Annotated in this window: 12 protein-coding genes; 8 read left to right on the top strand and 4 right to left on the bottom strand. The window is 40.5% G+C overall.

Going from position 1 to position 13,245, the window contains the following annotated elements; all coding sequences use genetic code 11:
• Positions 1-138: 138 nt before the first annotated feature.
• The 4 genes from NRL14_RS03900 to map form a co-directional block, all read right to left on the bottom strand.
• Complete coding sequence (locus tag NRL14_RS03900; protein WP_306724062.1) at positions 139-993, bottom strand: DUF2971 domain-containing protein; 855 nt, start codon at positions 991-993, stop codon at positions 139-141.
• Positions 994-1,207: 214 nt separating this feature from the next.
• The gene (gene dapD, locus NRL14_RS03895; RefSeq protein ID WP_306724061.1) at positions 1,208-2,035 is read right to left on the bottom strand and encodes a 2,3,4,5-tetrahydropyridine-2,6-dicarboxylate N-succinyltransferase; all 828 of its coding nucleotides are present in this window, start codon (positions 2,033-2,035) and stop codon (positions 1,208-1,210) included.
• A 9-nt stretch (positions 2,036-2,044) separates the two neighbouring features.
• Positions 2,045-4,663, bottom strand: coding sequence for a [protein-PII] uridylyltransferase (glnD, locus tag NRL14_RS03890; protein ID WP_306724060.1), 2,619 nt, complete (start codon positions 4,661-4,663; stop codon positions 2,045-2,047).
• Positions 4,664-4,729: 66 nt separating this feature from the next.
• Positions 4,730-5,515 (bottom strand): type I methionyl aminopeptidase, encoded by a 786-nt coding sequence (gene map / locus NRL14_RS03885; RefSeq protein WP_007376820.1) that lies wholly within the window; start codon positions 5,513-5,515, stop codon positions 4,730-4,732.
• Positions 5,516-5,786: 271 nt separating this feature from the next.
• On the opposite strand from map, the gene rpsB reads away from it, so the two are divergent.
• The 8 genes from rpsB to rseP all read left to right on the top strand — a co-directional run bounded on the left by rpsB (position 5,787) and on the right by rseP (position 13,231).
• Entirely contained in the window at positions 5,787-6,515 is a 729-nt protein-coding gene (gene rpsB, locus NRL14_RS03880) for a 30S ribosomal protein S2 (RefSeq protein ID WP_007376819.1), read from the top strand.
• 104 nt (positions 6,516-6,619) lie between these two features.
• Positions 6,620-7,471: a translation elongation factor Ts gene (gene tsf / locus NRL14_RS03875; protein WP_007376818.1), complete on the top strand. Its 852-nt coding sequence runs from the start codon at positions 6,620-6,622 to the stop codon at positions 7,469-7,471.
• A gap of 158 nt (positions 7,472-7,629) precedes the next feature.
• A complete protein-coding gene (gene pyrH, locus NRL14_RS03870; RefSeq protein WP_008133874.1) occupies positions 7,630-8,379 on the top strand; it encodes a UMP kinase in 750 nt (249 codons plus the stop codon).
• A gap of 49 nt (positions 8,380-8,428) precedes the next feature.
• Positions 8,429-8,950 (top strand): ribosome recycling factor, encoded by a 522-nt coding sequence (gene frr / locus NRL14_RS03865; RefSeq protein ID WP_370587472.1) that lies wholly within the window; start codon positions 8,429-8,431, stop codon positions 8,948-8,950.
• A gap of 58 nt (positions 8,951-9,008) precedes the next feature.
• On the top strand, positions 9,009-9,788 hold the full coding sequence (locus tag NRL14_RS03860) for an isoprenyl transferase (protein WP_007376814.1): 780 nt from the start codon (positions 9,009-9,011) through the stop codon (positions 9,786-9,788).
• A gap of 20 nt (positions 9,789-9,808) precedes the next feature.
• Positions 9,809-10,675, top strand: coding sequence for a phosphatidate cytidylyltransferase (locus tag NRL14_RS03855; RefSeq protein ID WP_306724058.1), 867 nt, complete (start codon positions 9,809-9,811; stop codon positions 10,673-10,675).
• The gene (gene ispC / locus NRL14_RS03850; protein ID WP_007376812.1) at positions 10,672-11,877 is read left to right on the top strand and encodes a 1-deoxy-D-xylulose-5-phosphate reductoisomerase; all 1,206 of its coding nucleotides are present in this window, start codon (positions 10,672-10,674) and stop codon (positions 11,875-11,877) included. Before NRL14_RS03855 ends, ispC begins: the two co-directional genes overlap by 4 nt.
• Position 11,878: 1 nt before the next feature.
• Entirely contained in the window at positions 11,879-13,231 is a 1,353-nt protein-coding gene (rseP, locus tag NRL14_RS03845) for a sigma E protease regulator RseP (RefSeq protein ID WP_033039699.1), read from the top strand.
• Positions 13,232-13,245: the final 14 nt, after the last annotated feature.

Genomic DNA, 13,245 nt, shown 5'->3' with positions numbered 1-13,245 from the left:
AAAATTAATTGAGCAAACCCAAAAGCACTTATTTTATAAGTGCTTTTTTGGTTTTGGGAGGTTGTTGCTAACAATGAGCAGCAGCTCTGTATTGTTTTTATCGGCGTAGGTTGGGTTGAGTGAAACGAGGCCCTATGGTTATCTGAAAGTTGCCTTTGAACTTAAAACTTTAGGCTTATATGGGTTAGTATCAACTCCTAACTCGTAGAGTTTTTTATTAAAAAATAAATTGTCTAACATATCATTAAAGACGGGGTCTTCAGTAGTAAATTTACAACACGGTCCAAGTATAATTGTGTCAATTATATTTATTGGAAAACTTACTTCAAGATAGCTTTTAATAAAGCCATTAGAGTTTATGAATTTCACATCTTGAGGTGGTGGCAGTTTTTCAATGAAAGAAACTAACCTTACTTCACCTTCGTCTATGAAATCCTCATTTTTACCTGTTGTTATAAATGCGATAAAGTCATCAAGAAAGTTACTTCTAGCCTCAAATTCACAATCATTACTATCAAAAGTAGAGGCTAATTTTAACAAGTTTTGAGCTTCTTTGTTTAATTGTTCTTGTATATAAATGCAATTCCCAGCAATGCGGTAAATACTATTTAGACAGCAGTGCCGTAATGCAGATAAATTCATACCAAAGCATATTCCTTTACCGCTATCTGCATATCCCCGCCACTGGCTTAAAGTATCAGGATTATTACTAAAGCTCATTATATGTATGTAGTGATTTTCAATATATTTTTTGAAAAACTGAATATTTTCGATGCCTTTATTAAACCCTTCATTTGAAATATTTAATTTTTCCATTAACTCAGGTTTTTGTTTTTCTAAATTTAAAAGAAGATTAATATTATGCTCTATCTCTGTATAGTCATTCATTGTTCTTGCGTCGCCAAACCTAAAAGTTCTGCTATTCACAATAGAGATAAAAGCATCCAAAGATGTGTAGTGATAGACTAGCTCGTTACTTTCTTCAGTACCCATATGATCAACTCTCCATTTAAACCGATTCAAACTTTATAGATATAATAATAGAAAACGTATAGATAACAAAAAAAGCTCTAAACCCAAAGGGCTTAGAGCTTTCTATATACAATTAAAGTTTAGCTAAAACACTTAACTTCAAAGTATAGTTGGGTTTCGTTTCACTCAACCCAACCTATGTTTAACACAAATCAGCTAAAAGCTTATCGATTTTTTACTCATCAATTGAGCGTAGTAGGGCGTTTATGCCTACTTTTTCACGTGTTTGCTTATCTACTTTCTTCACGATGATTGCAGCGTACAGGCTGTGAGTGCCATCTTTTGACGGTAGTGCGCCTGGTACAACTACGGCGCCTGCTGGTACGCGGCCATAGTGAGTTTCGCCGGTTTCGCGGTCATAAATACGAGTGCTTTGGCTGATGTAAACACCCATTGAAATTACTGCGCCTTCTTCAACAATTACGCCTTCCACAATTTCAGAACGTGCGCCAATAAAACAGTTGTCTTCAATGATGGTTGGGTTAGCTTGTAGAGGCTCTAAAACGCCGCCTATGCCAACGCCACCTGATAAATGTACGTTCTTACCAATTTGTGCACATGAGCCTACAGTTGCCCATGTATCAACCATGGTGCCGTCGTCAACGTATGCGCCAATGTTTACGTACGATGGCATAAGTACGACGTTTTTACCTACAAAGCTGCCTTTACGTGCTACCGCGTTTGGTACTACGCGCATACCACCTTGCTGAAATTGCTCTGGCGTGTAGTCGCTAAATTTAAGCGGTACTTTGTCGTAAAACTGGTTTACGCCGTCGTTCATTGGTTGGTTGTCGCGAATACGAAACGACAGTAATACTGCTTTTTTAAGCCACTGGTGTACAACCCATTCACCCGATATTTTTTCAGCAACGCGTGCTGCGCCGCTATCAAGTAAATCAAGTGCGTCAATAATGGCTTGTTTTACGTCGCTTGATACTGTGCTTGGGCTAATGCTATCGCGGTTGTCCCATGCGTTTTCGATCATCGTTTTTAAATCTGACATGTGTGTCCTCTATTCTGTTTCGGCGTTGAATTTTTTACGTAATGCCTGATGAATTTTTGCTTGCTCTTCATCAGTCAGCGCTTGGTATTCGTTATTAGATACAACAAAGAAATCCTCTGCACGTTCACCCACCGTGGTAATACGGGCAGCGTGAATGTGCAGTAAATGCGCTTGGAAAACTTCGGCTATTTTGGTTAGTAAACCTTGTATATCGACGGCTTGAATTTCTATTAAGCTACGGTCTTTTCGTGCATGTGGGCGCAACACAATTTTAGGTTTAATATTAAAATCTTTAAAGCGTTGAGAACGGCTCTTCTTAAAGCGAATTTTTTTACGTGGATCGCTCAATGCTTGCTCAAGTCCGCGTTTAATTGATTGCGCTCGACCACTTGCAATAGGGTCGCCACTTACTTCAAGTATGACAAAGCTAAACAGGACGTAACCGTCTTTGGTGGTCAGTACTTGTGCGTGCTGTATTTGTGCTTTTTTAGATCCAATGACACTCACTAATCTCGCAAATAGTGCACCAGAGTAGGGGCTGTATACAAATACTTGTGTACCACCATGCATGGCTTTGTTAGATACAATTACACTGGGTTGGCTTAAATCGGTGCTACTTAATAAATGCTCACTTTGCCACGATATTTGCTGTTCGCTAAAGGCGGTAAAGTAATTGGCTTTAAAACGACTCCAAATTAAATCAATTTTTTCCTCTTGATAGCCCAAGTTAAGTAGACGTTGTTTAGCTTGGTGCTTTTTATCGCGAATTTGGTCGCGTTGATCCATTGGGTTTTCGAGCCCTAAGCGCAACGCGCGTTGCGTGTGCAAGTACAATTCACGCAGTAGGGTGTTTTTCCAATCGTTCCATAAGTTGTCGTTGGTTGCACGTATGTCGGCAACGGTTAAACAATATAAATAGTCGAGTTGGCGCTCTGTTTTAATACGTGTTGCAAAGTCTTTTATTACAGCAGGGTCGTTAATGTCTTTACGCTGCGCGGTAACCGACATAAGTAAATGGTTACTTACAAGCCATGCTACTAATTTTGCATCAGCCGATGAAAAACCATGTAATTTAGCAAAGGCTATAGCATCAACAGCGCCAAGCTCTGAGTGATCGCCCCCTCGGCCTTTAGCGATGTCGTGAAATATACCGGCTAAATACAGTAGCTCCGGTTTATCCATGCGAGTGACTATTTCACTGCAAATAGGAAACTCGCTAATGCCTGTTTTATCAAAGTATTGGTAAATGTTTTTGATTAATTTGTGAGTGTGCTCATCTACGGTATAAGCATGAAACAAATCGAACTGCATTTGCCCAAATATATTACGCCACTGCGGTAAGTAGGCGGCAAGCATGCCGTGTTTGTGCATTAACGTAAATGCGCGTCCCATACCGTTAGGGTGTTTGACTAAGCGTAAAAATGCTTCACGACAGGCTGCATAATCTTGTAAATCACCCAATAAACGACGGCGTACTTGTCGAATAGTACGAATAGTACTTGGGTAAATATGGGTGATTTCGGGGTTGTCGGCGATGTGCTCAAACAATACAAAGAGCTGGTCACGTCTAAAAAATACGGATGGATCTTTTACGCGTATTTGATGGCCAACACGTTCAAAATTTCTGTCGAGTACTTCTACAACATTTTCACTATTTTGTGGTGAAATGCTTTGCTCAAAATACGAAAGCAGCATTTGGTTAAGCTCGCGTACGCGGCTCATTATTCTAAATAAGCGTTTCATCATACGCTCAACCGAGGCTTTACCATCGCTGCCAAAACCTAAAATTTCGGCGGCTTGGGGTTGATGATCAAACAATAAACGGTTTTCTGAACGCCCTGCAGCCAAATGAAGAGCAAAACGAATGTTCCATAGGTTTTCTAGGCACTCTGATAGCTCTTGAAACTCTTCGTGAGTTAGATAACCGTGGCTAATTAGCTCTTGCAGTGTTTCGGCTCTAAAGTGTTTTTTAGCAACCCAAATGATGGTTTGTAAGTCGCGAAGGCCACCGGGGTTTTCTTTAATGTTTGGTTCAAGGTTATACGCAGTGCCGTGGCACTTTCTGTGACGTAAGTTTTGCTCTTGTACTTTGGCAACAAAAAAGTCGCTAGAACCCCAAACAGGGGTTTCTAGTACAAAGGTTTTAAGTTTTTCGAACTCGATATGGTTGCCAAAAATAAGCCGACTTTCGAGCAAGCTGGTGGCAAAGGTGACGTCTTCACGTTTTTGCTCAATAGCTTGCTCAATGGTACGCACGCTATGGCCAATCTCTAAGTTGAGATCCCACAGCATAGTGACAAACTGGCCTATTTTTTCGCATATTTCTTCACTGGGTTGTTCAGTGACTAAAAGTAGAAAATCAATATCGGAATAAGGATGAAGTTCGCCGCGTCCATATCCGCCCACAGCAATTAGCGCTAAATCAGGTTCGTGCGATAACTCATAAACATGAAAGAGCTTAATTAATAGGCGGTCAATAAACTCAGCCCGGGCATTAATTAAATTCCCAACCGGTTGCTTAGAAAATTCGTTATGTAGCCATTTATAAAAATAGCTAGAACAATCGCGATAATCACTAAGTTGCTCAGCATCGCTAAGCAACTTTTTTACTTTGTTGGGTAATGCCACGTGGGCTGGCTCCTTGTTTAACCTTTCACACGGATAAGATTTTTCTTATCAAGTGTTTCGGTCTTATTAGTGTTCTATTATCCTGTCGATAGTATCATCCGATCGTAGCGTTAAAATTTCAACACCATTTTCGGTCACTAATAAAGTATGTTCCCACTGTGCAGACAAACTACGGTCGCGTGTTACTACTGTCCAATCATCTTTAAGAAGCTTACATTGGCGTTTACCCGCATTAACCATAGGTTCAATAGTTAAACACATACCTGCTTTTAAGGCTTCGCCAGTGCCGGCTTTACCATAATGCATTATTTGTGGTTCTTCATGAAACCCTGCGCCAATACCGTGACCGCAATATTCACGTACGATTGAGTAGTTAAAGCTTTCTGCATATTTTTGAATCGCTGAGCCAATATCGCCTAAGCGCACACCTGGTTTTACCATTTTAATAGCAAGGTATAAGCTTTCTTGTGTTACTTCTGCAAGACGCTTAGCTTGAATGTTTGGTGTACCAACGTGGAACATTTTAGATGTGTCGCCGTGGTAACCGTCTTTAATGACAGTTACGTCAATATTTACGCTGTCGCCTTCTTTTAATGCTTTGTCATTTGGAATTCCGTGACATATAACATGATTAACTGACGTACAAACTGATTTTGGAAAGCCATGATAATTTAATGGAGCAGGGATTGCTTGTTGCACATTAACAATATAATCATGACAAAGTGTATTTAGCTCATCGGTGGTAACACCTGGCACTACATGAGGGCCGATCATTTCAAGTACATCGGCCGCTAAGCGCCCAGCTACGCGCATTTTCTCTATTTCTTCAGGGGTCTTGATAATAGCGCTCATTGAGGCTCCAAAGTTGAGTTTTTAACATTTATCGTCGAACAAATTTTGCACGCGACGTTGAGTATTTAATTTTAATATGGTATAAAGCGCGCCGTCTTTTTACAAATAAATTCTTAAATGATTTTTTGTATTTAAGGCAAACACAATTTGATTTTAACACACACACGTATCGTCACATACACTTGGGTGCATTTGAAGTTTAATTACTTCGGTGTTGGTGCTATGGGATATGTGGAGGCCTAACCCTAAACAACTATAGAGGATCTATAAAATGGCAAATGTTTCAATGCGCGATATGCTTCAAGCTGGTGTTCACTTTGGTCACCAAGCACGTTACTGGAACCCTAAGATGAAGCCTTTCATCTTCGGTACACGTAACCGTGTTCATATCATCAACCTTGAGCAAACAGTACCAATGTTCAATAACGCACTTAAGTTTTTAACTGGTGCTGCTTCAAACAAAGGTAAAGTTCTTTTCGTTGGTACTAAGCGCGCAGCAAGCGAAGCAGTTAAAGAAGCAGCTATTGCAAGCGACCAGTATTACGTTAATCACCGTTGGTTAGGTGGTATGTTGACTAACTGGAAAACAGTTCGTCAATCAATCAAGCGTCTTAAAGACCTTGAAGTACAAAGCCAAGACGGTACTTTCGAGAAATTAACTAAGAAAGAAACGTTAATGCTTAACCGCGAAATGGACAAGCTTGAAAAAAGCCTTGGTGGTATCAAAAACATGGGCGGTCTTCCAGACGCGCTTTTCGTTATCGATGCTGACCACGAGCACATTGCTATCCGTGAAGCTAACAACCTAGGTATTCCAGTTGTTGCAATCGTTGATACTAACTCTAATCCAGACGGCGTTGATTTCATCGTTCCTGGTAACGATGATGCTATCCGTGCTGTAAGCCTTTACACTAGCGCTGTTGCAGCTGCTATCACTGAAGGTCGCGAGAATAACATCGTTGCTCAAGCTGAGAAAGACGATTTCGTTGAAGCTGAGTAATTAGCTGTCATCAAGTCTTCATCTTTTTAAGGTGAAGACTTGCTATTCTTGTAGAGCGGGTAACCCGCTTATCTAAACCAGATTTCAGATTTGAGGATTTACTAATGGCTGTAACTACTGCCCTAGTTAAAGAATTACGCGAGCGCACAGGCGCTGGCATGATGGATTGTAAAAAAGCGTTAACTGAGACTGATGGCGACATCGAGTTAGCGATTGAAAACATGCGTAAAAGTGGCGCTGCTAAAGCTGCTAAAAAAGCAGGTAACATTGCTGCTGAAGGTACTATCATCATCAAGCAAAATGCGGGTGTTGCAGTACTAGTAGAAGTTAACTGTCAAACTGACTTCGTTGCAAAAGACGTAAGCTTCTTAGCATTTGCTAACAAAGTTGCTGACGCTGCAATTGCTGACACAATCTCTATCGAAGACTTACAAGCTAAGTTTGAAGAAGACCGTGTTGAGCTAGTTACTAAAATTGGCGAAAACATCAACGTACGTCGCCTGCAGTACGTAACTGGTGAAAACCTAGTTGAGTACCGCCATGGCGATCGTATCGGTGTTGTTGTTGCTGGTGTTGCTGATGAAGAAACACTTAAGCATGTTGCAATGCACGTTGCTGCATCTAGCCCTGAATACTTAACACCTTCTGATGTGCCTGCTGATGTTGTTGAAAAAGAAAAGCAAGTACAAATCGAAATCGCGATGAATGAAGGCAAGCCTGCTGAAATCGCTGAGAAGATGGTTGTTGGTCGTATGAAGAAATTTACTGGTGAGGTTTCTCTTACTGGTCAAGCTTTCATCATGGAACCTAAAAAATCTGTTGGCGATATTCTTAAAGAGAAAAACGCAACAGTTACTAGCTTCGTACGTGTAGAAGTTGGTGAAGGTATCGAGAAGAAAGAAGAAGATTTTGCTGCTGAAGTTGCTGCTCAAATTGCTGCAGCTAAAGGTCAGTAAGATTAACTATTTGTGATGCAAAAGGAAATTAGATGCAATTAAAGTACTATTTGGTTTTGCTTCACAGCTAGAAATTCTTTAAAATAACCGCGCTTTTATGTTTAACATAAGCGCGGTTATTTTTTATCCATAATTCAATAAAAGTTGGCCCCAATACTATGACTATCAATCGTAAACCTATTTTTAGACGTGTTCTTCTCAAATTAAGTGGTGAAGCTTTAATGGGAGACGAAGGCTTCGGCATCGATCCTAAAGTTTTAGACCGTATGGCACAAGAAATTAAAGAGCTAGTAGAGCTCGACGTAGAAGTGGGTTTAGTTATTGGTGGAGGTAACTTTTTACGCGGTGGATCGCTTGCAGAAGCAGGTATGAATCGCGTTGTTGGTGACCATATGGGTATGCTTGCAACAGTTATGAATGGCCTTGCAATGCGTGACGCGCTGCATCGTGCATTTGTAAATTGTCGTTTAATGTCGGCTATCCCATTAAATGGTGTGTGTGATGCATATAACTGGGCTGAAGCAATTAGCTTATTAAAAACGGGCCGCGTTGTTATTTTTGCAGCGGGTACGGGTAATCCATTCTTCACGACTGATTCTGCAGCGTGTTTACGCGGTATCGAAATTGAAGCGGATACTGTAATTAAAGCAACGAAAGTGGATGGCGTGTACAGTGATGACCCTGTAAAAAACCCAGAAGCGACGCTTTATCGCCACTTAAGCTACAATGAAATCATCGATAAAGAATTAAAAGTTATGGATTTAGCGGCATTTACTCTAGCCCGCGATCACAATATGCCGTTGAGCGTATTTAACATGAATAAATCAGGCGCGCTAAAACGCGTAATTATGGGTGAAGAAGAAGGAACACTTATTTCTTCACAAGCCTCAGATGAAATAATCAAATAATTAGGATTAAACCGTGATTAACGATATTCAAAAAGACGCGCAAGCGCGCATGCAAAAAAGTGTAACTGCACTAGGTAGCCAATTATCTAAAATTCGTACTGGCCGCGCACATCCAGCTATCTTAGATGGCATTATGGTGTCGTACTACGGTGCACCAACGCCTTTAAACCAAGTTGCTAACGTGACAATTGAAGATTCTCGTACACTTGCTATTGGTGTATTTGATAAGTCTTTGGCGCAAGCTGTTGAAAAAGCGATTATGGCGTCTGACTTAGGCTTAAACCCTATGTCAGCAGGTACTGTTATTCGTGTACCACTTCCTCCACTTACAGAAGAGCGTCGTAAAGACTTAATCAAAATTGTACGCGCTGAAGTTGAAGGTGGTCGTGTTGCTATTCGTAATATTCGTCGCGATGCTAATGGCGATGTGAAAGCGTTATTAAAAGATAAAGACATATCAGAAGATGAAGCGCGTCAATCAGATGATGCGATTCAAAAACTTACTGATAAGTTTATTAAAGAAATGGATACGCTATTAGCTGCCAAAGAAACTGAATTGATGGAAATCTAGGCAACTAAAATTATTAGTTTTGAAACGCCGTCTGGGGTATACTAGGCGGCGTTTTTTTATGGAATATTCAATATTTATGGTTCTAGACGCTGACACAATTTCACAGCAATGTTTACCTAAACATGTTGCCATCATAATGGATGGTAATGGACGTTGGGCGCAAGCTAGAAATAGACCTCGTGTATACGGGCATAAAAAAGGCGTGGATGCCGTTCGTCAGTCTGTTCAGTTTTGCACTAAGTTAGGGATACAATCGTTAACTTTATTTGCTTTTAGCAGTGAAAACTGGCGCCGACCTGAGGATGAAGTGAATACGTTAATGGAGCTTTTTTTGTTTGTTTTAACAAAAGAAGTTAAAAAGCTTCACAAAAACAATGTAAAACTGACCATTATTGGAGACTTATCACGATTCTCGGAGAGCTTGCGTAGTAAAGTATATTCCGCACAAGCGTTGACTGAGAATAACACCGGGCTGCACTTAAATGTTGCAGCTAATTATGGTGGTCGTTGGGATATGGCTAATGCAGCTAAGCAACTTGCGTTGCAAGTAGAAAAAGGCACACTTAACGCCGAAGATATTACCGAAGAGCGTTTAGCGCAGCATATGAGCATGGCAGATCAGGCAGAACCTGATTTACTTATTCGCACTGGTGGCGATGTTCGTATTAGTAACTTTTTATTATGGCAAGCCGCTTACGCAGAACTTTACTTTACCGACACACTTTGGCCTGATTTTAATGAAGCAGCATTTGCTGAGGCCATTGCGTGTTACGTTGCCAGAGAGCGACGTTTTGGTTGTACGGGCGAACAAATAAAACAATTACTCGCTCAAACCTAAATAGAATAAGGGTCACAATTTTGTTAAAACAACGCATTTTAACCTCGCTCGTGCTAGCGCCTTTAGCATTAGCATTGGTTTTTTATACACCGCTTACTTTATTTAGTTATTTTGCAGGTGCAATAGTATTATTAGGTGCATGGGAATGGTCTGCATTTATGGGCCTGTGTGACAAACTCAAAAGAAGTGCTTTTGTGCTTTTAGTTGCGGCTTTACTCGCAGTGCTCAACTTACATTGGCCAATTGAAGCTTTATGGCAAAATGGTAAATTAGTGGGTGATGCAAATTATTTATTTACACTTGCATTTGCTTGGTGGATTGTTGCCAGTTATTTAGTATGGCGTTATCCCGCTATGGCGAAAGCTTGGAATGAAGGCCTTGTGATGCGAGGCATCGCTGGTTTACTAACGCTTGTGCCATTGTGGCTTGCACTTAATACCTTACGCAGTGCGCAGTATGCTGAATCGGCTCATTTTGGTTCTATGCTGATTTTAGTCGTTTTAGGTATTGTGTGGAGCGCTGATGTGGGTGCCTACTTTACCGGGAAAAGTTTTGGTAAGCATAAATTGATGCCTAAAGTGAGCCCAAATAAAACAATTGAAGGGCTCGCCGGTGGTGTCGTTGCTGCTGTTGTTTTTGTCTTAATATTTTGTCATTTCACCGATGTTGATTTAGTTGTTTGGCCTGTATACGCCATTATGACCGCTTTGATTGCGTTGTTTTCTGCTGTAGGTGACTTACTCGAAAGCATGTTTAAACGCGAAGCTGGCTTAAAAGACAGTGGTAATTGTTTACCTGGTCACGGTGGGATTTTAGATAGAATTGATAGCTTAACCGCTGCGGCTCCAATGTTTGTTATGTGTTATGCATGGACGCTGAGTTTATGAGCCCAAAGCAACAACTGGTTATTTTAGGTGCAACAGGGTCTATTGGCTTAAGCACATTAGATGTTGTATCGCTAAATAAAGAACTATTTGATGTTTTTGCTTTAACCGCCGGACAAAATGCAAAAAAAATGGCTGCGTTATGCATAGAGCATGAACCTGTATATGCAGTTATGGCTTCGCAAACGGCTGCTGAGCAGTTGTCATCGTATTTAACTAATACTCAGTGTAAAACTAAAGTAAGGCATGGCGAGCAAGCTATGAGTGACGTGTGTGCTTATCCTAATGTTGATGTTGTTATGTCGGCAATTGTAGGTGCAGCTGGTTTATTGCCAACATTAAGTGCAGTAGAAGCAGGTAAAAAAGTACTGCTTGCCAATAAAGAATCACTTGTGATGTCTGGCCAGTTGTTTATTGACAAAGTTAAACAACATAAAGCAACTTTACTACCAATTGATAGCGAACATAATGCTATTTTTCAATGTCTACCTTCTTCGTTACAAAATGCCAAAGGAGATCAAAATTTACAGCAACATGGCGTAAGTAAAATTTTGCTTACCGGTTCTGGTGGCCCATTTTTAACCCGTGATATAAATACGTTAAAAGATGTCACTGTTAGCGAAGCAGTCGCTCACCCTAATTGGTCTATGGGTCAAAAAATATCAGTAGATTCGGCCACTATGATGAACAAAGGCTTGGAGTTTATTGAAGCCAAGTGGTTATTCAATTGTGACACCAGTGATATTGATGTAGTTATTCATCCGCAAAGCATTATTCATTCAATGGTGCAGTACCACGACGGTTCTATTTTAGCGCAAATGGGTAACCCTGATATGCGCACTCCTATTGCCCATGCACTTGCATATCCTGAGCGAATTAATGCGGGTGTAAAGCCTCTCAATTTCTCTGATATTACAGACTTTTCATTTACCAAGCCTGATTACGCCCGTTATCCTAATTTACAACTTGCGGTTGATGCATGTAGTGCAGGGCAAGGTGCTACAACGACAGTAAATGCAGCGAATGAAATAACAGTAAACGCGTTCTTAAATGGTAAAATTGGTTTTACCGATATATACAAAATAAATGCACAAACACTTGAAGCTGCAACGTACACCAATGTGCAAAGCTTAGATGAAATTTTAGAGTGCGATAAATTAGCGCGGATTAGCGCTTTGCAATTTATAACAAAAGTGGCGCATTAATATGTTTGATTTTTTTTGGAACCTAGGCTCATTTATTTTAGCGCTTGGTATTTTAGTGGCCATACATGAGTACGGCCATTTTTGGGTTGCGCGCAAAATGGGCGTTAAAGTGCTGCGTTTTTCAATTGGTTTTGGTAAACCACTTATAAAATGGCACGATAAATATAATACTGAATACGTAATTGCAGCAATACCACTAGGCGGTTATGTAAAAATGCTTGATGAGCGCGTTGATGAAGTACCACAAAACCAACGTCACTTATCGTTTAATGCTAAATCGGTTCAAGCGCGTATTGCTATTGTTGCAGCGGGTCCTATGGCAAACTTTTTGTTTGCTATTTTTGCACTTGCTGCCATGTATATGGTGGGTGTGCAATCGGTTAAGCCAGTTGTTGGCAGCGTTACTGAAGGGAGTCGAGCGGAGCAGGCGGGCATAATGCCAAGCCAGCATATTATTAAAATTGGCGATGACGATATAACAACGTGGCAAGATGCTACATTTGCACTAATGTCGAGCTTAGGTGAGGAAAGCGTTGAGGTTACGGTTCGTGATAAAAATCTACAACCACGTATTAAAACGCTTAATTTAGATGGTTGGAAACTTGATCAGCAAGATGTTCCGCCACTGAGTTCGTTAGGTATTGTTCCATTTAGACCTCAGGCAACACTGACTATTGCCGCTGTGACTGAAAATTCAGCAGCAAAACAAGCAGATTTGAAGGTTAATGACACTATTTTGGCTGTAAATGGCGAAACAATAAGCAGTTGGCAGCAATTAGTTAATCTTATTACGCAATCGGCTAACAAATCTTTACAATTTAGTGTAAAAAGACAAGATAGTATAAAAAGCATTACAGTAACCCCGCAAAGCCGCCTTGATAATAGCGGTATTGAACAGGGCTTTTTGGGCGTAGCACCGGTTGTTCAACAATGGCCAGAAGGGTATGTAGAGACTAGACAATACGGCCCTCTTGACAGCATTGTCCGAGGAACAAAAGAAACATGGCGCTTGATTACTCTTAGCTTTGACATGATAGGTAATTTAATTACAGGCCAAGTTTCTGTTAAAAATTTAAGTGGTCCCGTGGGCATTGCAGTCGGTGCTGGAACTAGCGTAAGCTACGGCTTAGTTGCATTTTTAAGCTTCTTAGCCTTGATTAGCGTTAACTTGGGTGTATTTAATTTATTACCCTTGCCAGTGCTTGATGGTGGACACTTAATGTATTACATAATTGAACTTTTTCGTAAAAAGCCAGTCTCTGAAAAGACACAAGAGTTTGGTTTTAAAGTGGGAGCCTTGCTACTCATTTTTCTAACATGTTTCGCTTTGTTCAATGATGTATCACGTTTGTAGCTACAGCGTGACAA

Source organism: Pseudoalteromonas sp. 20-92 (assembly GCF_030847595.1).
GTDB classification, from domain to species: Bacteria; Pseudomonadota; Gammaproteobacteria; order Enterobacterales; family Alteromonadaceae; genus Pseudoalteromonas; species Pseudoalteromonas fuliginea.
The sequence above is the reverse complement of the archived record's forward strand: the minus strand, read 5'-3'. Positions and strand labels throughout refer to the sequence as shown.

Coding starts and splice junctions, on each gene's coding strand:
- NRL14_RS03900 (WP_306724062.1), bottom strand. CDS start 993: ATGGGTACTGAAGAAAGTAACGAGCTAGTCTATCACTACACATCTTTG.
- dapD (WP_306724061.1), bottom strand. CDS start 2,035: ATGTCAGATTTAAAAACGATGATCGAAAACGCATGGGACAACCGCGAT.
- map (WP_007376820.1), bottom strand. CDS start 5,515: ATGAGCGCTATTATCAAGACCCCTGAAGAAATAGAGAAAATGCGCGTA.
- rpsB (WP_007376819.1), top strand. CDS start 5,787: ATGGCAAATGTTTCAATGCGCGATATGCTTCAAGCTGGTGTTCACTTT.
- tsf (WP_007376818.1), top strand. CDS start 6,620: ATGGCTGTAACTACTGCCCTAGTTAAAGAATTACGCGAGCGCACAGGC.
- pyrH (WP_008133874.1), top strand. CDS start 7,630: ATGACTATCAATCGTAAACCTATTTTTAGACGTGTTCTTCTCAAATTA.
- frr (WP_370587472.1), top strand. CDS start 8,429: ATGCAAAAAAGTGTAACTGCACTAGGTAGCCAATTATCTAAAATTCGT.
- NRL14_RS03860 (WP_007376814.1), top strand. CDS start 9,009: ATGGAATATTCAATATTTATGGTTCTAGACGCTGACACAATTTCACAG.
- ispC (WP_007376812.1), top strand. CDS start 10,672: ATGAGCCCAAAGCAACAACTGGTTATTTTAGGTGCAACAGGGTCTATT.
- rseP (WP_033039699.1), top strand. CDS start 11,879: ATGTTTGATTTTTTTTGGAACCTAGGCTCATTTATTTTAGCGCTTGGT.